The following is a 23495-nucleotide window of genomic DNA, read 5'->3' as shown; positions in this document are numbered from 1 at the left end:
AAACGCGTGAAGCGGCGTCAGTTTTTACGTAGGACCTTGGCTACGGTCGCGACGTTATGGGCGAGGTGCAGCGGATTGATGGTGCCGACAATAGCACTGGCGATCCCCGGGTGCTCAAACAACAGTTCGAAGCTGGCCTGGACCGGATCAACCCCGGGACTCAGGCAGGCGTGACCGCTGGCAAGGGCTTTCTTCACCAGGATGGCTTTGCCGTGCTCGGTAGCGTAGTCAATGACAGCGGTTTCGCTTCGTTCGTTCAGATTGTAGGTAACCATGGCGCAGTCGCCCTGTTCGAGGGCCTTCAGGCCACCCTCGACGGTCTTGCCGGAGAAGCCGAAGCCACCGATCTTGCCTTCGCGCTTGAGCGCCGCCAGGGTCGGGTAGACCTCGCTGTCGTTGAGTATCGCCAGGTCATTGCCGTCGGAGTGCACCAGTACCAGGTCGATATAGTCGGTCTCCAGGCGCTTGAGGCTGCGCTCCACCGAGAGGCGAGTGTGGGCGGCACTGAAATCGTGGCGCGACTGCCCGTCGCTGAATTCTTCGCCTACCTTGCTGACAATCACCCAGTCCCCGCGTTGACCGCGCAACAGCGGGCCGAGGCGTTCCTCGCTACGGCCATAGGCCGGCGCGGTGTCGATGAGGTTGATACCCAGGTCACGGGCCAGCTTGAGCAGCATGCGCGCTTCGTCGTCATCGGGAATCCGGAAACCGTTGGGGTACTTGACCCCCTGGTCGCGCCCGAGCTTGACGGTGCCCAGGCCCAGGGGCGAAACCTTCGGGCCGAGGTTGCCCAGGGGACGATAGAAATCGTGCAGGGTCGGTTGGCTCATGGCAGCAGTTGCTCCCAGGCGGGTACGCCCATGGGCGGTTTCGGCAGGTCCGGCAAAGGGGCCGGATGGCTGGGCGTGATACCGCCTTGTTGCAATGCGGCAATCACCCGGTCGGAATAGTCCGGGGCCAGGGCCAGCTTGGTCGGCCAGCCCACCAGGAGGCGGTTCTGCTCGGCAAGGAAAGCGTTGTCCGGACGGCTCAGGCCCGATTGCAGCGGTTCGGCGCGATCGACCCGCAGGGTGGCCCATTGCGCGGTGGTCAGGTCGACCCAGGGCAGCAACTGCCCGAGTTCCTTTTGCGCGGCGGCGATCTGCGCGGCGGGTTCGCGGGCTACGCCCTCGGCTTCGGCAATGTCGCCGCCCAGGTACCAGACCCATTGACCATCGGCGGCCGGGTGAGTGGTGACGGTGATACGCGGTTTCGGCCCGCCTCCCAGGCAATGGGCATATAGCGGCTTGAGACTCGGTCCCTTGACCAGCACCATGTGCAGCGGACGGCGCTGCATCGCCGGCTGGTCCAGGCCCAGGGTTGCGAGTAGCTCGGCGGTGCCGGCCCCGGCACTGAGGACAATGCGCTGGGCGCGGATCTCGCGACCATCAACCTTCAGGCCCACCAGTTCGCCGGCTTCGCGCAGCGGCTCGATGTGCTGGCCGGCGAGCAGGCTGTCGCCGGCCAGTTCCGCCAGGCGTGCGATCAGGCTGGGGACATCCACCACCAGTTCGGCCAGGCGATAGACCTTGCCTTTGAAACGCTTGTCCTGCAGGGCCGGTGGCAGTTGGTCGCCCTTGACCTGATCGACCCGTCCGCGCACGGCCTTGCTGGCGAAAAAACTGGTGAGATTGCCGGCCAGGGTGCCGGGAGACCACAGGTAATGGGCTTCGGACAGCAGGCGCACACCGGACAGGTCCAGCTCACCGTTGCCAGCGAGCGCTTCGCGCCAACGGCGCGGCATGTCGGCAATGGCTTCCGAGGCACCGGTCAGGGCACCATGCAGCGCATATTTGGCACCGCCATGGATGATGCCCTGGGACTTGACGCTCTGCCCACCGCCGAGGCTGGCACTTTCCACCAGCACGGTCGAATAGCCCTGGCGACGCAGGCGCGCATTCAGCCAGAGGCCGGCGACTCCGGCGCCGACAATCAGCACGTCGGTGGAAATAACGGATGGCATGCAGCGACCTCGGAGGAAATGAAGCTGCAAGTTTCAAGCTTCAAGCTTCAAGTTACAAGCGAGAGGCTGTTCCTGGCTTGCAGCTTGCAGCTTGCAGCTTGCAGCTTGCAGCTTGCAGCTTCAGTGCCCTGCCGTCTTGGAGAACAGCTGGATCACCACCACCCCCAGCACAATCAACGCCATCCCCAGCATCGCCGGCACGTCCAGCTTCTGCCCGTAGATGAACAGCGCCGCGACGCTGACCATGACGATTCCCATCCCGGCCCAGACCGCATACGCCACGCCCACCGGGACGGTGCGTACCACCAGGGTCAACAGCCAGAAAGCGATGCCATAGCCTGCGATCACCAGCATCAGGGGCAGGGGTGTGCTCAGGCCTTTTACTGCTTTCATCGAAACGGTAGCGATCACTTCGGCGCAGATGGCAATAGCGAGGTAGTAGTAAGCGTTCATGGGCGAAACCTCATTGGCTGGTGCGTCTTTCGATGTCGCCATTCTAGTGCGTGGCTAGATGCGGTAAAGTCATTACCTATCTGTTAAAGAGATAGGTTGGGGCATGAACGTTGAATGGAACCTTGAGCAATTGCGCCTGTTCGTGGGGGTCGCCGAAAAGCGTTCTTTTTCCGCGGTGGCCCGGGATCAGCGCAAGGCCCAATCGGCCGTCAGCAGTGCGATTGCATTGCTGGAAACCGATTTGGGCGTGAGCCTGTTCGAGCGCAGCAGCGGCCGCCAACCGCAGCTCACCGATGCTGGCGAGGCATTGCTGGAGGAAGCGCGGGAGGTGTTGCGCCAATGTGAGCGCCTCAATGGCCGGGCCCTGGCCTTGATGCGCGGTCAGGAAGCGTCGCTGCGCCTGGCCCAGGACGAGGCCATGCCCTATCAACCGGTTATCGACAGCCTGGCGGCGTTGGCCGAGCAATTCCCCACCCTTGAGGTGCAACTGGCCAGTGCCGCCCAGGGCGATGTGGCGCGCAAACTGGTGGAGCGTCGCGCTGACCTGGGCTTGTTGTTCTACCACGACCAGATCCCTGAAGCACTGGAGCGCCGAGTGTTGGGCAGCGTCGAGATGGTTACGGTGTGCAGCAAGGGGCATCCACTGGCCAGCCACGACTATGTGTCCTGCCGGGAAATGGCCCGGCACCGGCAGTTGTTGATGGCGACCCAGTCCAGCGTCTACCCCGGCAGCGAGCAGGCCAGCCCGCAGGTCTGGCGCGCCGACAGTTTCTATGTCCTGGCCGAATGGCTGAGAAGTGGCCTGGGCTGGGCCTGGCTGCCGAGGCACGTAGTGCAGTATCCGGCGTACCTGGGCGATATGGTCGAACTCAACAGTGAATGGACCCCACCGGCGCTCGTGGTAGAGCTGGTCTGGCGCCGTGACGAACCCCTTGGCCCGGCCGCGCGCTGGCTGGCGGAACGTTTTGCCGTGCAGTTGCAGGCGATCGGCTGAAAAACCGATAAACTCCGCCGCCATGAACAGAACTCTCTATAGCGCATTGTTTTACCTGGGGCTGCCATTGGTAGCGATTCGACTGTGGTTGCGCGCACGCAAGGCGCCGGCGTATGCCCGGCGCATCGGCGAGCGGTTTTCCTGGGGGTTGCCGGTCATGGCCCAGGGAGGCATATGGGTCCATTCGGTATCGGTGGGCGAAAGCATCGCCGCCGCGCCGATGATTCGCGCCCTGTTGCAGCGCTATCCACAGTTGCCGATCACGGTAACCTGCATGACGCCCACGGGCTCGGAGCGGATCCAGGCGTTATTCGCCAATGAGCCGCGCATTCAGCATTGTTATTTGCCTTACGACCTGCCGTGCGCTGCCAGGCGTTTTCTTGATCGGGTTCGACCGACGCTGGCCGTGATCATGGAAACCGAGCTGTGGCCCAACCACATCCATCAATGCGCCAAGCGCGGTATTCCGGTGGCCTTGGCGAATGCGCGTTTGTCGGAGCGTTCGGCCCGGGGCTATGCCCGCTTCCCCAAACTCACCCGGCCGATGCTGGCCGAGATGAGCCTGTTTGCCGTCCAGACCGAAGCCGAGACCGAACGTTTCCGCCAGTTGGGCGCTCGGGCCGAGACCGTCGAGGTTACCGGTTCCATCAAGTACGACCTGACCATCGACCCGCAACTGCTCGAACGCGCCAGTGCCCTGCGTAGCCAATGGCAGGCGACGGATCGCCCGGTCTGGATCGCTGCGAGCACCCATGAGGGCGAAGACGAGGTGGTGCTGGCCGCGCACCGTCGGCTACTCGACAGTTACCCCGATGCGTTGCTGATCCTGGTGCCGCGTCATCCCGAGCGTTTCGACACGGTGCACCGGTTGTGTGAAAGCGAAGGCTTTGCCACGGTCAGGCGTTCCAGCGCGCAGCCCGTTACCGCGCAAACTTCGGTGTTGCTGGGCGACACCATGGGCGAGCTGCTGTTCCTCTACGCGCTGGCCGATAGCGCTTTCGTGGGCGGCAGCCTGGTGCCCAACGGCGGCCACAATCTGCTGGAACCGGCGGCGCTGTCGAAACCGGTGCTCAGCGGGCCGCACCTGTTCAACTTCCTCGAAATCGCCGCGCAACTGCGCAGTGCCGGGGCGTTGCAGGAAGTCGAAGATGCCCAGAGTCTGGCCTGGGCGATACAGCGCCTGTTCGAACTGCCTCGGGATGCACAGCGCATGGCTGAGGCAGGGCTTGCGGTGATGCGCCGCAACCAGGGGGCGTTGCAGCGGTTGTTGGATGGGTTGGGGCGGTTGATCGGCTGATCAGCCTGTATCTGACGAACGCTGTTGTGGCGATTATCGATGGCCGGAGATCTACCTGTGGCGGTTTAGCGAAACGTCGCACCGCCCCGTTGGGTGCGAAGCATCCCCCATCTAAACCATCTGACACACCGCGCCGTCAGGCTTTGGGGCTGCTGCGCAGCCCAGCGGGGCGGTGCGACGTTTCGCTAAATCCCCTCGCCACAAAATTCAACTGCCGTTTTACTGATTCGGCCGCGAACGCAACTGCTCCGCGGCAGCCTGCGCCAGGTCCGGCGGCAGGAAGTCCCGGTCGGGGTTGTAGTCAGGCTTGAGGTAGCGCGACAGGTCCTGCAAGTCGGCCGGGCTGAGGGTGCCGGCGGCCTGCTTGAGGCGCAGGTTGTCGAGGATGTAGTCGTAGCGGGCGTTGTTGTAGTTGCGCACCGAGGTGTACAGCTGGCGCTGGGCATCCAGCACATCGACGATGTTGCGCGTGCCCACCTGGTAACCGATCTCTGTGGCCTCTACCGCACTCTGGTTGGAAATGATCGACTGGCGCCGGGCCTGGACCTGTTCCACGTCGGTGTTCACCGCGCGGTGCAGGTTGCGAGTGTTTTCCACCACCTGCCGGCGCAGGCCTTCGCGCTGCTGTTCGGTCTGGGTGAGTTGCGAGTAGGACTCGCGCACCTGGGAGCTGGTCAGCCCGCCGCTGTAGATCGGAATACTCAACTGCAGGCCGATGGTGCGCTGCTCGGCATCGCCACCGTAACGCTGGCCGGTCAGGCTCGGGTTGGTAAAGCCGAAGCCATCGTTGTCGCCTTTTTTGTACTGGGCTATCGCGTCGAGCGTGGGCGCATGACCGGCCTTGCGTTGACGCAGGGTGTCTTCGGCGGCGTCGACGGCGTAGTTGCTGGCCAGCAGGTTGAGGTTCTGCCTGGCTGCGGTGTCGACCCAGGCCTTGGCGTCATTCGGCACCGGCGGCAGGATCGGCAGCGTGTGGACGATGCCTTGGATCGAGTTGTACTGGCGGTTGGTCAGGGTGATCAGTGCTTCGAACGCATCCTCGACCTGGCGCTGGGCCAGAATCCGGTTGGCGCGGGCAGTGTCGTAGCTGGCCTGGGATTGCAGCACGTCGGTCTTGTCCGACAGGCCGACGTCGAAGCGTTCGTTGGACTGGTCGAGCTGACGCTTGAAGGCCGCTTCTTCAGCCTTGGTCGAGGCCAGGTTGTCCTGGCTGCGCAGCACGTTGAAATAACTCTCGGCGCTTTGCAGGATCATGTTCTGCTCGGTGGCCGACAGTTGCAGCGACGCTTGTTCGTTGACGGACTTTGCCGCCTGTAGTTGGAACCAGCGGTCGGCCCGGAAAATCGGCTGCGACAGCGTGGCCTGGTATACCGTGGCGCTGCGAGTAGCGTTCATTGACGGCTCGTCGAGCTGGGTCCGGGTGTTGTTCAGGTCGGCACCGGCCGACAGGTTGGGCAGCAACCCGGCGCGCGCCTGAGGTACCACTTCCTTCTGGGCGCCATATTGGGCACGGGCGGCGGCGAGATCGGCGTTGTTGTCCACTGCCTCCTGATACACGCTTACCAGATCGGTCTTGGTGGTGAGGGGCGCTTCGGCAGCCCAGGCCATTCCATTGGACGCACAAGACACGGCGAGGGCCAGTGAGAGTTTGCGCAGCATGAGGCGATCCCTATTTTACGATGAGTAGCGCACAAGAGGCGCGGCGTAGCGAGTGTAGTTGCGCATGCGCACGGCAACAATCCTGTATATGCGCCATTCATCACGCCTTTTGCTGCGGCGATGGCGTTCTCTCGTGGTTGTGTCTAGACTGGCCGGGTTCTTGTCGGGGTGCCTTGCTATGAGGCTGAGATCGAATAATTTCGGATCCCGTTGAACCTGATCAGGTTAGCGCCTGCGTAGGGAACAAGATTTCTCGTCACCCGGCGAGTCCTCTTGTGCTTCGTCCGGGATGTTGTTCGACAATCGAACCGTCTTGCATCAAGCACAGCATCCACACAACCGTGATGGGATGCGTCCATTCGTTACAGGTTCGCTCCGACAAAAATCCACTGCCTGGATGTGTGTCTGGAGAGCCCGTGATGACGACAAAATCAAAAAACGCGACCAACCTCAGTGATTCGGCCCAGGTCGATCAGCAATCGGTTCAGCCTTTTACCCGCTCGCAAAAAATCTATATCCAGGGCAGCCGCCCGGATATTCGCGTGCCCATGCGCGAGATCAGCCTCGACGTGACCCCCACCGACTTTGGCGGTGAAATCAACGCGCCGGTGACGGTCTACGACACCTCGGGGCCCTACACCGACCCGAACGTGATCATCGACGTGCGCAAGGGCTTGGCCGACGTGCGTTCGCCGTGGATCGAGGCCCGTGGCGACACCGAGCGCCTGGCCGGCCTGAGCTCCAACTTCGGCCAGGAGCGCCTGGTTGACCCGGAGCTGACCAAGCTGCGCTTCGCCCACGTGAACAACCCGCGTCGCGCCAAGCCGGGCGCCAACGTCAGCCAGATGCACTACGCGCGCAAAGGCATCATCACCGCCGAGATGGAATATGTCGCCATCCGCGAGAACATGAAGCTGGAAGTGGCCCGCGCCGCCGGCCTGTTGGACCAGCAACACGCCGGCCACAGCTTCGGCGCCAGCATCCCGAAGGTCATCACCCCGGAATTCGTCCGTGAGGAAATCGCCCGTGGCCGCGCGATCATCCCGGCCAACATCAACCACACCGAACTGGAACCGATGATCATCGGCCGTAACTTCCTGGTGAAGATCAACGGCAACATCGGTAACAGCGCCCTGGGTTCGTCCATCGAAGAAGAAGTGGCGAAGCTGACCTGGGGCATTCGCTGGGGCTCGGACACGGTGATGGACCTGTCCACCGGCAAGCACATCCACGAAACCCGCGAGTGGATCATCCGCAATTCGCCAGTGCCTATCGGCACCGTGCCAATCTACCAGGCCCTGGAGAAAGTCGGCGGCGTGGCCGAAGACCTCACCTGGGAGCTGTTCCGTGACACGCTGATCGAACAGGCCGAGCAGGGCGTCGACTACTTCACCATCCACGCCGGCGTGCTGCTGCGCTATGTGCCGATGACCGCCAAGCGCGTCACCGGCATCGTCAGTCGTGGCGGTTCGATCATGGCCAAGTGGTGCCTGGCGCACCACAAGGAAAACTTCCTCTACACCCACTTCGAAGACATCTGCGAAATCATGAAGGCCTACGACGTCAGCTTCTCGCTGGGCGATGGCCTGCGTCCGGGCTCGATTGCCGACGCCAACGACGAAGCGCAGTTCGGCGAGCTGGAAACCCTCGGCGAGCTGACCAAGATCGCCTGGAAGCACGACGTACAGTGCATGATCGAAGGCCCGGGTCACGTGCCGATGCAGTTGATCAAGGAGAACATGGACAAGCAGCTGGAGTGCTGCGACGAGGCGCCGTTCTACACCCTCGGCCCGCTGACCACCGACATCGCGCCGGGCTACGACCACATCACCTCCGGCATCGGCGCGGCGATGATCGGCTGGTTCGGCTGCGCCATGCTCTGCTACGTGACCCCGAAAGAACACCTGGGGTTGCCGAACAAGGATGACGTGAAAACCGGGATCATCACCTACAAGATCGCCGCCCACGCGGCCGACCTTGCCAAAGGTCACCCGGGCGCGCAGATCCGCGACAACGCCCTGAGCAAGGCGCGTTTCGAGTTCCGCTGGGAAGACCAGTTCAACCTCGGCCTGGACCCGGACACCGCTCGCGCGTACCACGACGAAACCCTGCCGAAGGACTCGGCCAAGGTGGCGCATTTCTGCTCGATGTGCGGGCCGAAGTTCTGCTCGATGAAGATTACCCAGGAAGTGCGCGAATACGCGGCCAACCAGCGCATTGAGGCGGTGGATGTGGACGTCGCCCAAGGGATGGCGGAACAGGCTGAGCGGTTCAAGCAGGAAGGCAGTCAGCTTTACAAGAAAGTGTGATGTGAGCCTAAGGTGGCGGTGACTTCACCGCCGCCTTCGCGAGCAAGCCCGCTCCCACAGTAGATCATTGGTGTACGCAGCTTTTGTGTTCACAGCAGGTCCACTGTGGGAGCGGGCTTGCTCGCGAAGGCGATTATCAGAACAACAAATACTCCTCTGAGATAACAACCCTTGAACATCCAACCCAGCACCTACTCCCCAGACATCGCCGTGCCCCTGGACAAACGCGTCTTCGGCGCCCGCGATCTCTTCTCTCTGTGGTTTTCCCTCGGCATCGGCCTGATGGTCTTGCAGGTCGGTGCCTTGCTGGCGCCGGGCCTGGGCCTGAGCGGTTCGTTGCTGGCGATCTTCCTCGGCACGCTGGTGGGCGTCCTGCTGTTGGCGGCCGTCGGGGTGATCGGCAGCGATACCGGCCTGTCGGCCATGGCTGCCCTCAAGCTCAGCCTGGGCAGCAAGGGCGCAAGCGTACCGGCGGTGTTGAACCTGCTGCAGTTGATCGGCTGGGGCTCGTTCGAAATCATCGTCATGCGCGACGCCGCCAGCCTGCTGGGCGCCCGGGCCTTCAGCGAAGGCAGTCTCGGGGCGAACCCGCTGCTGTGGACCTTGTTCTTCGGTGCCCTGGCCACCTTGCTCGCGGTGAGCGGGCCGCTGACCTTCGTGCGTAAAGTGCTGCGCAAGTGGGGCATCTGGCTGCTGCTGGCGGCGTGCACCTGGCTGACCTGGAACCTGTTCGCCAAGGCCGACCTGACGGCACTGTGGGCTCAGGCCGGCGACGGCTCGATGCCCTTGGCCGTGGGCTTCGATATCGCGATTGCCATGCCGTTGTCCTGGCTACCGCTGATCGCCGACTACTCACGCTTCGGCAAACGCGCCAGGAATGTCTTCGGTGGCACGGCGCTGGGATTCTTCATCGGTAATTTCTGGCTGATGAGCCTGGGCGTCGCCTACACCCTGGCGTTCGCACCGAGCGGCGAAGTCAACGCGCTGTTGCTGGCCCTGGCGGGCGCTGGATTGGGCATTCCACTGCTGCTGATTCTGCTGGACGAGTCGGAAAACGCGTTTGCCGATATCCACTCGGCGGCGGTGTCCAGCGGCATGTTGTCAGGGTTGAAGGTCGAGCACCTGGCGTTGGCGATTGGCGTCATCTGCACCCTGATCGCCTGCTTCGCGCCGTTGGCGCAGTACCAGAACTTCCTGTTGCTGATCGGCTCGGTGTTCGCGCCGCTGTTCGGCGTGGTGCTGGTGGACCATTTCATCCTGCGTAAACGCGGCAGCCAGGTGGTGTCAGCCGCGTTGCGCTGGCCGGCACTGCTGGCCTGGCTGGGTGGAGTGAGCACTTATCACGTGTTGGCCAATTTCTACCCGGATGTTGGCGCAACCCTGCCGTCGCTGGTCCTGGCAGGGCTGCTGCAGCTGTTGCTGGGTCGGGCTTTCAACTACGGCCGGGAAACAGCTCGGGCTTGAGAATGCCATTGAGGCGCGGGTAAGCGATCTTCAGTTCGATGTGGCCCAGAGCGTAAGGCGCAATAGTGCTGGTTTCGTACTTGAGGATCACCCCGCCGTAGGTCAGCGCCACGTTCTGGGTTTTCTGGAAGTGCCACTGCTTCAGGAACTCCGGCTCCTGATCCAGCTTGGTGCTGATCAGCCAGCTGTTATGCGCCACCTGGGCCGCTTTCCAGAAGGCTTCTTCCTGGCCCGGCAGCAGCATGTCCGACAGCGCCAGTACCTTGTGTTGCTGGCGCGAATAATTGATGAAACCGCGCCCCGGTGTGCCATGGGCGCCGCCGGTGTCCAGGTAACTGGACAACTCGACGATCACCAGGCCGTCATGTTGTTCACGTACCTTGGCCTGCAAGTAGCTGCTGGTGCGCGGTGGCGCGCTGCGCAAGAACTGCTCGCGGTAGGCTGCCAGGGTAGGCGCCGCCGGGGTGTCGGGTGTGGTGCGGGTCATTTGCAGCAGGCGTTTTTCGACGATCCCGTCCAGGGCCGGTTCGGCAGGAAAGTGCACGGTGTCGATGTTCACCAATGGGCAGTCGGCACTGGCGCAGCCTGGTTGCAATTGTTCCGAGGCATCGCGGGTGGTTTCCAGTGGCGTGCGGTAGTTGGGTTGGAACAGGCTTTGGCAAGCACCCAGTGTCAGGGCAATGGCGGCCAGCGAAGCGATTCTGAAAAGCGACATGGGCGTCCTTCATGAAACAGGGAAAGGCAAAAAGTTACCCGCTTCGACTGTCAGCAGGGCAATCAGTTCGCCACTAAGCTCATTAGAATTCTTTCATGTTCAGCCGTCCATCCCGATGAGAGGAAAGGGGCTGCATCAAAAGGTATCGGCGCGTTAGGATGGCGCGAAGCCGAGGTAGGAACCTCGCATCGATTGCTCCAGACGAGGACTGCCATGACTGATTTCGCCAACGCCACACCGACCACCGTGGACATTGTCAAACGCGACAGCTGCTATCAGGGTTTCTACAAGCTCGATCGCGTCCAACTGCGCCATGAGTTGTTCGCTGGCGGTATGAGCCGTGTCATCAGTCGCGAATTGTTCGTGCGCCATGATGCAGTGTGCGTTTTGCCCTACGACCCGCAGCGCGATGAGGTGGTGCTGATCGAACAGTTTCGTGTCGGCGCCATGGGCAAGAGTCCCAATCCTTGGCTGGTGGAGCTGGTGGCGGGCCTGATCGACAAGGACGAACAACCGGAAGAAGTTGCTCATCGTGAAGCGCAGGAGGAAGCTGGGCTGGACTTCGCTGCGCTTTGGCCGATGACCAAGTATTTTCCATCGCCGGGCGGCAGCGACGAGTTTGTCCATCTTTACCTGGGGCGTTGCGACAGCACGGGGGCCGGAGGCCTGCACGGGCTTGTAGAGGAAGCCGAAGACATTCGCGTGAAGGCCTGGGCTTTCGAGGATGCCTTGCAGGCGGTGCGCGACGGGCGTATCTGCAACGCGGCCAGCATCATTGCCTTGCAATGGCTGGCCTTGAATCGCGATGAAGTGAGGGGGCTATGGTCTTAAGCAAGCTGCGCGATCGCTATCGCGTCGATCTGGTCGGGCTGCAAGCCGCCTGCGAGGCCAACTACGCCCGCCTGATGCGCTTGTTGCCGGACATGCGCAACGACCCGGCGCCGCGGCGCATCGCCGTGACTCATGGTGATCAGATGCTCGGCGTGCTGGCGCTCGAAGTGCTGCAGACCTGCCCATACACCACCACCTTGCAAGTGCGCCAGGAACACAGCCTGCCCTGGCTGCCGGTGCCGCAACTGGAGGTTCAGGTCTATCACGATGCGCGCATGGCCGAAGTGGTGAGCGCCGAGCATGCAAGACGCTTTCGTGGCATCTATCCTTACCCCAATGCCTCGATGCACCAGCCGGACGAAAAGGCCCAGTTGAATCTGTTCCTGGGTGAATGGCTGAGTCATTGCCTGGCGCTGGGTCACGAGTTCGAAGTGGTTCGCTAGTGCAGTGCGCTGTCTGTGAACCGGTTCCGGTTCGCGGGTTTCCCCTTTTGATCATCCCCAGCATAATTGCGACTTCATCCAATGGCGTGATCGCGCCTGGGAGCGAGCGATTTGCCGAGCGTATCCACCCTGACCACCGCCGATCCGGTGTTGCTGGTCCAACTGTCCGACAGCCACCTGTTCGCCGAGGCCGACGCTTCGTTGCTGGGCATGAACACCCGCGACAGCCTGCGGGCGGTCATTGACCTGGTCCTGGAGCAACAGCCGAACATCGACCTGATGCTTGCCACCGGGGATTTATCCCAGGACGGGACGCTGCAATCCTATGAGGCTTTCCGGCAGATGAGCGCGCGGATCGACGCGCCGGCGCGTTGGATTCCGGGTAACCATGACGAGCCGCAGGTCATGCTCGAGGCGGCGGTCAAGAGCATGCTGCTCGATCCGGTGGTGGACATCGGGAATTGGCGTATCACGCTGCTGGATTCTGCGGTGCCCGGCTCGGTGCCGGGGTTTCTCGCGCAGGAGCAGTTGATCCTGTTGGCCAATGCCTTGAGCGAGGCGCCGGAGCGGCATCATCTGGTGTGTCTGCATCATCATCCTGTTTCGATTGGCTGCGTGTGGATGGAGCCCATCGGGTTGCGCAATCCGGAGGCGCTGTTTGCGGTGCTGGATCGCTTTCCCCAGGTGCGGGCGGTGTTGTGGGGGCATGTGCATCAGGAGGTGGATCAGCAGCGCAATGGGGTGCGGTTGTTGGCTTCGCCTTCGACGTGCATTCAGTTCGAGCCGGGGAGTGAGGATTTTGCGGTGGGGGAGCAGGCGCCGGGGTATCGGTGGTTGCGGCTTTGGCCGGATGGGCGGTTGGAGACGGGGGTTGAGCGGGTGGTTGGGTTTGCTTTTGCGGTTGACTATGGGGCTGAGGGGTACTGAGTTTTCCCGTTTCACCTGTGGGAGCGGGCTTGCTCGCGAAGGCGGCCTGGATTTATCGGTACATATCCATTTCTGCGGTAACGGCCACTTACGGTTCCGCTCTTACAGCGGGTTACTTTTGGCAAACGCCGGAATGCCGGCCCAGCCCAAAGTAACCAAAAAGGCTTGGCCCCACCACTCGGCACCTCGCCAAGGCGAGGTGTACCCTCACTCCGGCATTGCTCCGTGGGCCCGCCGCGAAGGGCCATCCATGGCCCAGCGCGGCTAACCCGGCATCCATGCCGGGTTGCCCACTACGCAATGCCTGCGTTCGGCCGTCGTGGTTAATGGGGCCCAAAGATCAAAAGCAAAAGCAAAAGCAAAAGCAAAAGCAAAAGCAAAAGCAACGGCGAGGCGGCCTTATGGCCGGCCTGTTCTTGCGGCTGACCTTGGTCCCCTGTGGGAGCGGGCTTGCCCGCGAAGGCGTCCTAAAGACCGACCTGTCTCTTGGGCCATACCTCGTCCCACTGTGGGAGCGAGCCTGCTCGCGATGGCGGCTTAACAGTCGACCTAAATCTGTGGGAATGGTCGGACGTCCAGGCAGATTTTTCCGACGATCTCTGGCGGTTGCCGGGTGGGAAGGGGACTCGCTAACCTTTTTCGGTCGCTGCAATTCAGCGACCGGGCCTGGAAAACCCGAAGAGTAAAAGGCGTAACAGCGCACCACGTGAGATACTGCCGTGCTTTATCTGTGCAGTTCTGCGTTATGGCGGCTGTGCGTGGGAGACTTTCGAGTCTGCCGGGTTTGCCTTTTACCTCGGTTTTTCCAGCCCTCGCATAGCTGCCACCTCTCGACTGGAAAACGAGACGTGGCGGTTCCACTTGGTAAAAGGAATCTCACCATGTTCAAAGTTACCCCCAATCCCCCAAAAACCGATCCCACCTCACCCCACACCGGCCTCGACACCAAAAAACTCGACGAAGCCGCCGAACGCGCCCTCAACTTCTACCTCGCCCCAGAACCCCAGGCCAAAAAGAAACCATCCCCCGGTCAGCTATTCACCGTCGTCGAAGACCTGGACAGCGAAACCCTCCTGGCCAACCTCAGCGAAACCCTGGCCTCGGCCAATGCGATGCTCAGCGACCTGGCCTTCAACCTGGAAGGCTCCAACCGGCATATAGCTTTCGGCGTCCAGCAGATGGTCGAACTCAGTGAGCTGCTGGCAAACCGAGCGCTGGACGTCGTCGACCCCCGATAGGCCAGACAACCTTTTTGCTTTTGCTTTTGCTTTTGCTTTTGCTCTTGCTCTTGCTCTTGCTTTGGCTTTTGATCTTGGACGCCCCGTTAACCACAAGGGCCGAACGCAGGCATTGCGTAGTGGGTAACCCGGCATGGATGCCGGGTTAGCCGCGCTGGGCCATGGATGGCCCTTCGCGGCGGGCCCACGGAGCAATGCCGGAGTGAGGGAACGCCGAGCCTTGGCGAGGTGCCCAGTGGTGGGGCGAAGCCTTTTTTGCTTACTTTTTTTGGCGTCTGAAAAAAAGTGAGCCGCCGTCAGGGCGGAACCCTAAGTAGCCGTTACCGCAGCAATGGATATGTACCCGGTCAAAAAAACCACACAGACTGACACACAGCCATCGCGAGCAGGCTCGCTCCCACCATTGGATCGACGTACAACCGACAGAGATGAGGCAGCTATAAGAAGGCAAATCCCCCCAAACCGCCACAAACTCCCTGTAAACTCCGACCTTTGCCTCTCACACATAGGAAGTTGGCATGTCGGCCTCGATCCTCTACATCCACGGCTTCAACAGCGCCCCAGCCTCGACCAAGGCCCGTCAACTCATCGACGTGATGACCCGCCTGGGCCTGGCCGACCGACTGCAAGTGCCAGCCCTGCACCACCACCCCCGCGAAGCCATGGCCCAGCTGGAACAGGCGATTACACAACTGGGCCGTCCGCTGCTGGTCGGCAGCTCGCTCGGCGGCTACTATGCGACTCACTTGGCCGAGCGCCACGGCCTCAAGGCACTGTTGATCAACCCTGCGGTCAGCCCCCATCGGATGTTCGACGGTTACCTGGGCACGCAAAAGAATCTGTACACCGATGAAACCTGGGAATTGACCCACGACCACGTCACGGCCCTGGCCACGTTGGAAGTGCCGGCGCCCCAGGATCCGCAGCGGTATCAGGTATGGTTGCAAACCGGTGACGAAACGCTGGATTATCGCCACGCCCAGCAGTACTACCGTGCCTGTGCCTTGCGCATCCAGGCCGGCGGCGATCACAGTTTCCAGGGGTTTGCCCAACAGTTGCCGGCCCTATTGAATTTTGCCGGTATTGGCGCCGATTTGTACCAGGCGATCGACTTCACCTCGCTGTGAGCCATCGCCCCTTTTTATTCGAACACTGACGACGAGACCCCATGGCCACTCCCAGCGCTAGCTCTTATAACGCAGACGCCATCGAAGTCCTCTCGGGCCTCGACCCGGTGCGCAAGCGCCCCGGCATGTACACCGACACCAGTCGGCCGAACCACCTCGCCCAGGAAGTCATCGACAACAGTGTCGACGAAGCCTTGGCCGGCCACGCCAAATCGGTGCAGGTCATCCTGCACGCCGACCATTCGCTGGAGGTCAGCGATGACGGCCGTGGCATGCCGGTGGACATCCACCCCGAAGAGGGGGTGTCGGGCGTCGAGCTGATCCTCACCAAGCTCCATGCGGGCGGCAAGTTTTCCAACAAGAATTACCAGTTCTCCGGCGGTCTGCACGGGGTGGGTATTTCCGTGGTCAACGCCTTGTCGACCCAGGTCCGGGTGCGGGTCAAGCGTGACGGCAACGAATACCAGATGACCTTTGCCGACGGCTACAAGGCCACCGAGCTGGAGGTGATCGGCAGCGTCGGCAAGCGCAACACCGGCACCAGCGTGTACTTCGCACCGGATCCGAAGTATTTCGACTCACCGAAGTTTTCCGTCAGCCGCCTCAAGCATGTGCTCAAGGCCAAGGCCGTGTTGTGCCCGGGGCTGTTGGTCAGCTTCGAGGACAAGGCCACCGGCGAGAAAGTCGAGTGGCATTACGAAGATGGCTTGCGCTCTTACCTGGTGGACGCGGTCAGTGGTTTTGAGCGGCTGCCCGACGAACCGTTCTGCGGCAGCCTGGCCGGTAACAAGGAAGCCGTGGACTGGGCGTTGTTATGGCTGCCCGAAGGTGGCGAAAGCGTCCAGGAAAGCTACGTCAACCTGATCCCCACGGCCCAGGGCGGTACCCACGTCAACGGCTTGCGCCAGGGCCTGCTCGACGCGATGCGTGAGTTCTGCGAGTTCCGCAACCTGCTGCCCCGTGGGGTGAAGCTGGCGCCGGAGGACGTATGGGAGCGCATTGCCTTCGTGCTGTCGATGAAGATGCAGGAGCCCCAGTTCTCCGGGCAGACCAAGGAACGCCTGTCGTCCCGTGAAGCGGCGGCCTTCGTGTCCGGTGTGGTCAAGGATGCGTTCAGCCTGTGGCTCAACGCCAACCCGGAAACCGGCCTGGCCCTGGCGGAGCTGGCGATCAGCAACGCCGGCCGTCGCCTCAAGGCCAGCAAGAAGGTCGAGCGCAAGCGCATCACCCAGGGGCCGGCGTTGCCGGGCAAGCTCGCCGATTGCGCCGGGCAGGACCCGATGCGTTCCGAGCTGTTCCTGGTGGAAGGTGACTCCGCCGGTGGCTCGGCCAAGCAGGCGCGGGACAAGGAGTTCCAGGCGATCCTGCCGCTGCGGGGCAAGATCCTCAACACCTGGGAAGTGGACGGCAGCGAAGTACTGGCCAGCCAGGAAGTGCATAACATCGCCGTGGCCATCGGAGTCGATCCGGGTGCCGAGGACATGAGCCAGCTGCGCTACGGCAAGATCTGCATCCTCGCTGACGCCGACTCCGACGGCCTGCACATCGCAACCTTGCTGTGCGCCTTGTTCGTCCAGCATTTCCGTCCGCTGGTGGACGCCGGTCATGTCTACGTCGCCATGCCGCCGCTGTACCGCATCGATCTGGGCAAGGATATTTACTACGCCCTGGACGAAGCCGAGCGTGACGGCATCCTCGACCGGCTGGTGGCCGAGAAGAAGCGCGGCAAACCGCAGGTCACCCGATTCAAAGGCCTGGGCGAGATGAACCCGCCGCAGTTGCGCGAAACCACCATGGACCCGAACACCCGTCGCCTGGTGCAACTGACCCTCGACGATTTCGCCGCGACCTCGGAAATCATGGACATGCTGCTGGCGAAGAAACGCGCCGGTGATCGCAAGTCCTGGCTCGAATCCAAGGGCGACCTGGCCGAGGTACTGGCCTGATGCGCAACGGTTTCGCCCTGGCGTTGTTGCTGTGGGCGGGGGCCATCTTCGCGGGGCCTGCACCGGAACTGAAATTGCTGTCCGAGCACGCTGTCGACGGCATGCGCGGCGGCAATCTGTCCGGCCTGGCCCTTTGCGGCGATGAGATGTGGACAGTGTCGGATCGCGACGATGATCGCATTTATCGCCTGGATACTTCCGGTGATGGGGCCTGGCCTGCCCAGGCGTTGATCATCGACGTGCCGCAGGCGCCGGACAGCGGCTTGCCCTGGGGGCTGCGATCACGTACCTGGGCGGCGTCGTTCCTGCGCGGTGGCGAACTGGATTTCGAAGGCATCAGTTGCGACAGCGCCGGCAATCGTTATGTGGTCAGCGAGTCCCATGCCGCCGTGTTGCAGGTGCCGCCGTTGGGCGAAGTCTCCTGGTTGAAGATTGCACCGACGATGATCCGCGAGGCCCGTGCCAGCGGCATGTTGTTGCATTTCAATGCGCTGTTCGAAGGACTGGCGGTGAACCCGGCCGGGGACCGCTTGTGGCTGGCGGCGGAGCGGGAGCGACGTGGCTTGCTGTTGATCAAGCGTCGGCAAACAGTATGGGACTGTGATGGTCATTGTGTGCTGTTGAGCGAAGCGGGGCAGGAAATGCAGCCGGCGCAGTTTCCCAACGCCAAGGCCGTGTCCCGGGACTTTGCCGACCTGTCACTGTTCAATGGCAAGCTTTTCACCCTGGAACGCAACGCCTATCAGATCTGCCGACGCGACCTCCAGAGCGCCGAAGTCGAGCGCTGCTGGTCATTCGCCGCCGAAGCCCTGCAGGACAATCGCCGTTATTCCCAGGCCTACGGGCTGGCCGAGGCCCTGGTGGTGGATGCCACCGGCGCCTGGGTTGGCCTGGACAACAATGACGGGCCGCGGGCCGACGGCGAGGAGCGGCCGATCATCTGGCGTTTCGCCGCACCCGATGGCGGCTGGAGTGCCTCGCCATGAACCGGCCGTCCCTGAATCTATTTGAATCTACCCAGCGCGACGGCACCATGTCGTTGCGCCAGACAATGAACTGATGAGGCCCGCATGAGCGACATTCTTGCAGACAGCTTGGACGGCGTAGAGCGCCGATCGCTGGCTGACTTCACCGAAAATGCCTACCTCAATTACTCCATGTACGTGATCATGGACCGCGCCTTGCCGCACATCGGCGACGGCTTGAAGCCGGTTCAACGGCGCATCGTCTATGCCATGAGCGAGTTGGGGCTGGACGCCGATTCCAAGCACAAGAAGTCGGCGCGGACCGTCGGTGACGTGCTCGGCAAGTTCCACCCTCACGGTGATTCGGCCTGCTACGAAGCCATGGTGTTGATGGCCCAGCCGTTCAGCTACCGCTACACCTTGGTGGATGGCCAGGGTAACTGGGGCGCACCGGACGATCCCAAGTCGTTCGCGGCCATGCGTTACACCGAGGCGCGGTTGTCGCGTTATTCCGAAGTGCTGCTCAGCGAGCTGGGCCAGGGCACGGCGGACTGGGGGCCCAACTTCGACGGCACCCTCGATGAACCCCTGGTATTGCCGGCACGTTTGCCGAATATCCTGCTCAATGGCACCACCGGCATTGCCGTGGGCATGGCCACTGACGTGCCGCCCCACAACCTGCGGGAAGTGGCCACGGCGTGTGTGCGCCTGCTGGACGATCCGAAAGCCACGGTGGAGCAGCTCTGCGAGCACATCCAGGGCCCGGACTATCCGACCGAGGCGGAAATCATCACCCCGCGCGCCGACCTGCTGAAAATCTACGAAAGCGGCCGCGGTTCGGTGCGTATGCGCGCCGTGTATCACATCGAAGACGGCGACATCATCGTCACCGCGCTGCCACATCAGGTCTCCGGGGCCAAGGTGCTGGAGCAGATTGCCGCGATGATGCAGGCAAAACCGTCGAAAGCGCCACAAGTGGCCGACTTGCGTGACGAGTCGGACCATGAGAACCCATGCCGCATCGTGATCATTCCAGTCAACAGCCGGGTCGACCACGACGCTTTGATGCAGCACCTGTTTGCCAGCACCGACCTGGAGTCCAGCTACCGGGTCAACATCAACATCATTGGCTTGGACGGCAAGCCGCAGTTGAAGAACCTGCGAGCGCTGCTGGTGGAGTGGCTGGAGTTTCGTGTCAAAACGGTGCGCAGACGTCTGCAGTTCCGCCTGGACAAGGTCGAGCGCCGCCTGCACCTGTTGGACGGTTTGCTGATTGCCTACCTCAACCTGGACGAAGTGATCCACATCATCCGCACCGAGGAGCATCCGAAGGCGAGTCTGATCGAGCGCTTTGCCTTGAGTGAAATCCAGGCCGACTACATCCTCGACACCCGCCTGCGGCAATTGGCGCGGCTGGAAGAGATGAAGTTGCGGGCCGAGCAGGATGAATTGCTCAAGGAGCAGGCCAAGCTGCTGGCCTTGCTGGGTAGCGAGGCCAAGCTCAAGAAGCTGGTACGCACCGAGCTGCTCAAGGACGCCGAAACCTATGGCGACGACCGTCGTTCGCCGATTGTCGAACGCGCCGAAGCCAAGGCCCTGAGCGAGCACGATCTGCTGCCGAACGAGAAAGTGACCGTCGTGCTTTCCGAAAAAGGCTGGGTGCGCTCTGCAAAGGGGCACGACATCGACGCGGCGGGGCTTTCCTACAAGGCCGGGGACGGTTTCAAGGCCCTGGCGCCTGGGCGCTCGAACCAGTTCGCGGTGTTTATCGATTCCACGGGGCGCAGTTATTCGGTGGCAGCCCATACCCTGCCATCGGCTCGCGGCCAGGGCGAGCCGCTGACCGGTCGTCTGACGCCACCACCGGGTGCAACTTTTGAGTGCGTGCTGATGCCTGATGATGACGGGCTATACGTTATTGCGTCGGACGCCGGCTACGGGTTCGTCGTCAAGGGTGAGGACCTGCAAGCCAAGAACAAGGCGGGCAAGGCGCTGTTGAGCCTGCCAAACAACGCCAAGGTCATCGCGCCGCGCCCGGTCGTCGACCGGGATAACAATTGGCTGGCTTCGGTGACGACCGAAGGCAGGCTGTTGGTCTTCAAAATCAGCGACCTGCCACAATTAGGTAAAGGTAAAGGGAATAAGATCATCGGGATTTCCGGCGAACGGGTGGCCAGCCGTGAAGAATATGTCACGGATATTGCAGTGCTACCGGAGGGTGCCACGCTTGTGCTACAGGCTGGAAAGCGTACGCTCTCACTCAAAGCAGACGATCTTGAGCATTACAAAGGTGAACGTGGTCGGCGGGGCAACAAGCTTCCAAGAGGTTTCCAACGGGTCGATGCACTGCTCGTCGAAAACCTGAATTAAGCGTGCTAGACGGCTCGGTCTGCGATTAAAAGCCGCAGATCGATGCTTTCGCGCTGGAGTCGGGACGCATATTCACGGATGATAGGCCCTTTCAAGCGCCGGCGTGGCTGAGCGTTCTTCATAATGACCGAGTATTTTTTCACTGTGGTAAGCCTTGTGGCCGCCACCTGGATGGAACGATGACTGCTCTGCGCCTTCCTATTCTATGGCTCGCCGGCTTGCTTGGCCTGGCGGGTTGCAGCGTCCATCAGCCGGTGTCGCTGTATCAGCTCGATAGTGGTAACCCGGCCCAGCCTGCGCAGAGCGCGGGCATGGCTGTATTGCTGGGCCCGGTGTCGATCGCCGACTACCTGCAACGCGAAACCCTGCTACAACGCCAACCCGACGGTAGCCTGCAGGCCGCCACTGACGGTCGCTGGGCCGGCAGTCTCTCCTCGGACATCGACCAGTTGCTGCTGCGCCAGGTAGCCGGGCACCTGGACAGCCAGCGCGTGGTATTGGCGCCGGCCACCCAGGGCTTTACCCCGGATGTCCAGGTATTGCTGTCGATCACCCGCCTGGATTCGGGCGAATCGCAACCGGCGGTGCTCGATGCCCAATGGCGGTTGATCGACCGTCGCGGTAAAGTCCGGGAGAACCGCATCGTTCATCTGCAAGAACAACATACCGGCGGTACCGCTGCGCAGGTCCAGGCTCAGGGCGTTCTCCTGCAACGGCTGGCCGAGCAGTTGTCCGTGGCGCTCAAGCCATTGGCTAACCAGCCTCCATTGGTCGAGGCCGCACCGCGCAAGGCGGCTCCTTCCCAGGCCAAGCCTGCTGAACCGGAGAAGTCGCCAAAGATCCCGATGGCCTTGCCGATTCGTACCGACATGGAAGTGTTCAGGTTCTGATCGCTGGATTGGATGCAAGACAAAGCCCGCGTTGATGCGGGCTTTGTTGTTTCTGGGGGGATGGATCTTCGGCCCCTGTGCTGGCCTCATCGCGAGCAGGGCTCGCTCCCACGGGTTCAGCGCGGTTCTTGTGGGAGCGAGCCTGCTCGCGATGAGGCCAGTGAAGGCCACAAAAAAGCCCACAGACAATCACTCATCTGCGGGCTTCGTCATTCCGGCGACCGGGACTCAGGCCTGGCGCTCATGCATCCGCGCCAGTTGCCGCTCCAGCATCGACGGGTACGGCTCCATCAGGCGCTCCACGCAGCACGCGCCTTCGGGGCTGGCGATAGGGCGGATGCGAGCGCGCTGGCGGATCAGGGCATCGTCGTTGATCTTGCGCTCCACCAGCAGCAGGTTGCGGCTGTGTTGCGACAGCGCCAGGGCGTCCTGGGCGGTTTCGGTCAGCAACAGGTCGATCTGGCTCAGGCCGAACAGGTCGTCGCCGAGGGTCAGGCCGAGTTGCAGTTGCAGGGTAATGCCGCTGTCGGCGACTTCGATCTGTAACTGATGACCCAGGGCCCGCAGCAATTCACCGCAGCAAATGGCATTGGTCAGGTAATCGTCACCGCTGTCTTCGGTATGGAACAGCATCAGGGTGCTGCCGTCGTTCAGGGTGTGCAATTCACCCTGGTAGAGCGAGGCGGCCTGGTCGAGGCAATCGCGGTAGCGTTCGAGCAGTTCCTTCAGGCGGGCCTGGGGCAGGCGACGCAGTTGGTCCTGGGCGCCCAATTGCACGGCCAGCACGGCGCTGTGCTGTGGCAGGTTCGAGACGGCGGGCCTGGCGAGTGGTTGCGGTTGCCCGGCAATCGACTCGTCCCGCAGGTCGGCGAAGGCCTCGTCGTCTTCTTCGTCTTCGACCGCCCGTACCACATGGCGAGGCGCGGGCCTGGAGGTCGGCATCGGCTGGCTTTCGTCGAAGCCGGGATCGCGCAGGTTGCGCACCTCGAATTCCGGTTCGGCCTCATCGTCGATGTAGTCGATGTCCTCGGGCTCCGGCACGGGTGCAGGTTCCGGCGCGAAACTGGCGTGCAGTTGCCGCGCCAGATCGCCGATTTCGTCCTGGCGCTGGGTGGCCGGGGTGTGTTCGTCGATGTCTCGTAGCCAGACGCGCAACTGCAGCAGTGGCGTGGAGAGATGCCGCCCCAGGCGCAGGCTCAAGGCCAGCGCCAGGGCCAGCAATATTGCGCTGAGGATGCCCATGCTTTGCAGGCTGATGGTCATCGGTTGCTGGAACTGGTCCATGTCCAGGCTGATGCGCAGTTGCCCGGCGGTCACGTCCTGGAAGGTGATCTTGCTCTGGTACATGCCGCCGGACTCGCCCAGCAGGCCGGGCTTGGGCCGCTGCCCCGCCTCGGCGAGGATGCGGTTGTCGACGCTGTAGATGGCGGCGTGGGCCACCAGCTTGTTCTTGGTCAGGTTGTTGAGCAGCACGTTGAGGCTGAGGATGTCGTTGGACACCAGCAGCTCGGTGGCGGACGTGGCGGTCTGGGTGGTCAGGCTTTCACCCAGGGCATCGGCCTGCTCGTGCATGGCTTGTTTGAACTGCAGGCCCATTACGCAGGCATAGATGACCAGGGCCAATGCGACCAGAATCACGTTATGGCTGGCAATGCGCAATGCAATCGGCACACGACGGTGGCGCAGTGCACGGAAGATCAGCAGGAAGAAGTTGTCGGTTTTGACTGGCGTGGGCCGGTTCACTGAGCTCGGCTCTTTGTCCGTGAAATTGACGCGCAGTATAGCGACAGCCCCATGACCGGCAAAGCACTGGCGGTGCCCGATGGTCACTGAATATGGGTAGAATGCGGTTTTTTTCCACCTGC

General features: G+C 62.2%; 19 protein-coding genes and 1 riboswitch. Of the genes, 13 read left to right on the top strand and 6 right to left on the bottom strand.

The genetic code is table 11. The annotated features are described in order from the left end of the window. Window positions 1-17 precede the first annotated feature (17 nt). The 3 genes from FBX99_RS05465 to FBX99_RS05455 form a co-directional block, all read right to left on the bottom strand. Entirely contained in the window at window positions 18-830 is an 813-nt protein-coding gene (locus tag FBX99_RS05465; RefSeq protein WP_144928112.1) for an aldo/keto reductase, read from the bottom strand. Next, window positions 827-2002, bottom strand: coding sequence for an FAD-binding oxidoreductase (locus FBX99_RS05460; protein ID WP_144928115.1), 1176 nt, complete (start codon window positions 2000-2002; stop codon window positions 827-829). Before FBX99_RS05460 ends, FBX99_RS05465 begins: the two co-directional genes overlap by 4 nt. Window positions 2003-2122: 120 nt before the next feature. Then, window positions 2123-2455, bottom strand: a complete 333-nt coding sequence (locus tag FBX99_RS05455; RefSeq protein ID WP_144928118.1) for a multidrug efflux SMR transporter — start codon at window positions 2453-2455, stop codon at window positions 2123-2125. A 103-nt stretch (window positions 2456-2558) separates the two neighbouring features. Between FBX99_RS05455 and FBX99_RS05450 the strand changes: the two genes are divergently transcribed. Together FBX99_RS05450 and waaA are read left to right on the top strand one after the other, a co-directional pair. After that, window positions 2559-3449, top strand: a complete 891-nt coding sequence (locus FBX99_RS05450; protein ID WP_144928120.1) for a LysR family transcriptional regulator — start codon at window positions 2559-2561, stop codon at window positions 3447-3449. 22 nt (window positions 3450-3471) lie between these two features. Further along, window positions 3472-4746 (top strand): lipid IV(A) 3-deoxy-D-manno-octulosonic acid transferase, encoded by a 1275-nt coding sequence (gene waaA / locus FBX99_RS05445; RefSeq protein WP_145130861.1) that lies wholly within the window; start codon window positions 3472-3474, stop codon window positions 4744-4746. Between the two features lie 219 nt (window positions 4747-4965). Here the strand turns inward: waaA and FBX99_RS05440 are convergent, their stop codons facing one another. Beyond that, window positions 4966-6405 (bottom strand): TolC family outer membrane protein, encoded by a 1440-nt coding sequence (locus FBX99_RS05440; RefSeq protein ID WP_144928127.1) that lies wholly within the window; start codon window positions 6403-6405, stop codon window positions 4966-4968. 154 nt (window positions 6406-6559) lie between these two features. Then, window positions 6560-6665: riboswitch (TPP riboswitch) on the top strand. A 159-nt stretch (window positions 6666-6824) separates the two neighbouring features. Here FBX99_RS05440 and thiC point away from each other — a divergent pair. Together thiC and cytX are read left to right on the top strand one after the other, a co-directional pair. After that, the gene (thiC, locus tag FBX99_RS05435; protein ID WP_144928130.1) at window positions 6825-8714 is read left to right on the top strand and encodes a phosphomethylpyrimidine synthase ThiC; all 1890 of its coding nucleotides are present in this window, start codon (window positions 6825-6827) and stop codon (window positions 8712-8714) included. Window positions 8715-8885: 171 nt separating this feature from the next. Further along, window positions 8886-10178, top strand: a complete 1293-nt coding sequence (cytX, locus tag FBX99_RS05430; protein ID WP_145130859.1) for a putative hydroxymethylpyrimidine transporter CytX — start codon at window positions 8886-8888, stop codon at window positions 10176-10178. On the opposite strand, the gene FBX99_RS05425 is transcribed toward cytX, so the two are convergent. Beyond that, complete coding sequence (locus FBX99_RS05425) at window positions 10147-10893, bottom strand: DUF3298 domain-containing protein (protein WP_145130857.1); 747 nt, start codon at window positions 10891-10893, stop codon at window positions 10147-10149. The genes cytX and FBX99_RS05425 overlap by 32 nt on opposite strands. 213 nt (window positions 10894-11106) lie before the next feature. Between FBX99_RS05425 and FBX99_RS05420 the strand changes: the two genes are divergently transcribed. From FBX99_RS05420 to FBX99_RS05375, 9 genes are all read left to right on the top strand, one after another. Beyond that, window positions 11107-11724, top strand: a complete 618-nt coding sequence (locus FBX99_RS05420) for an NUDIX domain-containing protein (protein WP_144928139.1) — start codon at window positions 11107-11109, stop codon at window positions 11722-11724. Then, a complete protein-coding gene (locus FBX99_RS05415) occupies window positions 11715-12167 on the top strand; it encodes a DUF1249 domain-containing protein (protein ID WP_024781420.1) in 453 nt (150 codons plus the stop codon). Before FBX99_RS05420 ends, FBX99_RS05415 begins: the two co-directional genes overlap by 10 nt. 111 nt (window positions 12168-12278) lie before the next feature. Continuing rightward, window positions 12279-13094 (top strand): 3',5'-cyclic-AMP phosphodiesterase, encoded by an 816-nt coding sequence (gene cpdA / locus FBX99_RS05410; RefSeq protein WP_145130855.1) that lies wholly within the window; start codon window positions 12279-12281, stop codon window positions 13092-13094. Between the two features lie 881 nt (window positions 13095-13975). Then, a complete protein-coding gene (locus FBX99_RS05400) occupies window positions 13976-14332 on the top strand; it encodes a DUF6124 family protein (protein ID WP_144928148.1) in 357 nt (118 codons plus the stop codon). A gap of 518 nt (window positions 14333-14850) precedes the next feature. After that, window positions 14851-15459 (top strand): YqiA/YcfP family alpha/beta fold hydrolase, encoded by a 609-nt coding sequence (locus FBX99_RS05395; RefSeq protein WP_144928151.1) that lies wholly within the window; start codon window positions 14851-14853, stop codon window positions 15457-15459. Between the two features lie 41 nt (window positions 15460-15500). Further along, a complete protein-coding gene (gene parE / locus FBX99_RS05390) occupies window positions 15501-17405 on the top strand; it encodes a DNA topoisomerase IV subunit B (RefSeq protein ID WP_144928155.1) in 1905 nt (634 codons plus the stop codon). Beyond that, window positions 17405-18391, top strand: a complete 987-nt coding sequence (locus tag FBX99_RS05385) for an esterase-like activity of phytase family protein (RefSeq protein ID WP_145130851.1) — start codon at window positions 17405-17407, stop codon at window positions 18389-18391. Before parE ends, FBX99_RS05385 begins: the two co-directional genes overlap by 1 nt. Before the next feature lie 84 nt (window positions 18392-18475). Then, window positions 18476-20740: a DNA topoisomerase IV subunit A gene (gene parC / locus FBX99_RS05380; protein ID WP_145130849.1), complete on the top strand. Its 2265-nt coding sequence runs from the start codon at window positions 18476-18478 to the stop codon at window positions 20738-20740. Window positions 20741-20919: 179 nt separating this feature from the next. Then, on the top strand, window positions 20920-21630 hold the full coding sequence (locus FBX99_RS05375; RefSeq protein ID WP_144928161.1) for a membrane integrity-associated transporter subunit PqiC: 711 nt from the start codon (window positions 20920-20922) through the stop codon (window positions 21628-21630). A gap of 228 nt (window positions 21631-21858) precedes the next feature. On the opposite strand, the gene FBX99_RS05370 is transcribed toward FBX99_RS05375, so the two are convergent. Beyond that, a complete protein-coding gene (locus FBX99_RS05370; protein ID WP_144928375.1) occupies window positions 21859-23373 on the bottom strand; it encodes an AhpA/YtjB family protein in 1515 nt (504 codons plus the stop codon). Between the last annotated feature and the right edge of the window lie 122 nt (window positions 23374-23495).

Origin of the sequence: Pseudomonas sp. SJZ074 (assembly GCF_007828215.1) — a bacterium.
Classification (GTDB): domain Bacteria; phylum Pseudomonadota; class Gammaproteobacteria; order Pseudomonadales; family Pseudomonadaceae; genus Aquipseudomonas.
The sequence above is the reverse complement of the archived record's forward strand: the minus strand, read 5'-3'. Positions and strand labels throughout refer to the sequence as shown.

What these genes read in the sequence shown, in the direction of transcription:
- thiC (WP_144928130.1), top strand. Translation starts at nt 6,825, where the DNA reads ATGACGACAAAATCAAAAAACGCGACCAACCTCAGTGATTCGGCCCAG.
- FBX99_RS05450 (WP_144928120.1), top strand. Translation starts at nt 2,559, where the DNA reads ATGAACGTTGAATGGAACCTTGAGCAATTGCGCCTGTTCGTGGGGGTC.
- FBX99_RS05400 (WP_144928148.1), top strand. Translation starts at nt 13,976, where the DNA reads ATGTTCAAAGTTACCCCCAATCCCCCAAAAACCGATCCCACCTCACCC.
- waaA (WP_145130861.1), top strand. Translation starts at nt 3,472, where the DNA reads ATGAACAGAACTCTCTATAGCGCATTGTTTTACCTGGGGCTGCCATTG.
- parC (WP_145130849.1), top strand. Translation starts at nt 18,476, where the DNA reads ATGAGCGACATTCTTGCAGACAGCTTGGACGGCGTAGAGCGCCGATCG.
- FBX99_RS05375 (WP_144928161.1), top strand. Translation starts at nt 20,920, where the DNA reads ATGACTGCTCTGCGCCTTCCTATTCTATGGCTCGCCGGCTTGCTTGGC.
- FBX99_RS05465 (WP_144928112.1), bottom strand. Translation starts at nt 830, where the DNA reads ATGAGCCAACCGACCCTGCACGATTTCTATCGTCCCCTGGGCAACCTC.
- FBX99_RS05415 (WP_024781420.1), top strand. Translation starts at nt 11,715, where the DNA reads ATGGTCTTAAGCAAGCTGCGCGATCGCTATCGCGTCGATCTGGTCGGG.
- FBX99_RS05455 (WP_144928118.1), bottom strand. Translation starts at nt 2,455, where the DNA reads ATGAACGCTTACTACTACCTCGCTATTGCCATCTGCGCCGAAGTGATC.
- FBX99_RS05420 (WP_144928139.1), top strand. Translation starts at nt 11,107, where the DNA reads ATGACTGATTTCGCCAACGCCACACCGACCACCGTGGACATTGTCAAA.
- FBX99_RS05425 (WP_145130857.1), bottom strand. Translation starts at nt 10,893, where the DNA reads ATGTCGCTTTTCAGAATCGCTTCGCTGGCCGCCATTGCCCTGACACTG.
- FBX99_RS05460 (WP_144928115.1), bottom strand. Translation starts at nt 2,002, where the DNA reads ATGCCATCCGTTATTTCCACCGACGTGCTGATTGTCGGCGCCGGAGTC.
- FBX99_RS05395 (WP_144928151.1), top strand. Translation starts at nt 14,851, where the DNA reads ATGTCGGCCTCGATCCTCTACATCCACGGCTTCAACAGCGCCCCAGCC.
- parE (WP_144928155.1), top strand. Translation starts at nt 15,501, where the DNA reads ATGGCCACTCCCAGCGCTAGCTCTTATAACGCAGACGCCATCGAAGTC.
- FBX99_RS05440 (WP_144928127.1), bottom strand. Translation starts at nt 6,405, where the DNA reads ATGCTGCGCAAACTCTCACTGGCCCTCGCCGTGTCTTGTGCGTCCAAT.
- FBX99_RS05385 (WP_145130851.1), top strand. Translation starts at nt 17,405, where the DNA reads ATGCGCAACGGTTTCGCCCTGGCGTTGTTGCTGTGGGCGGGGGCCATC.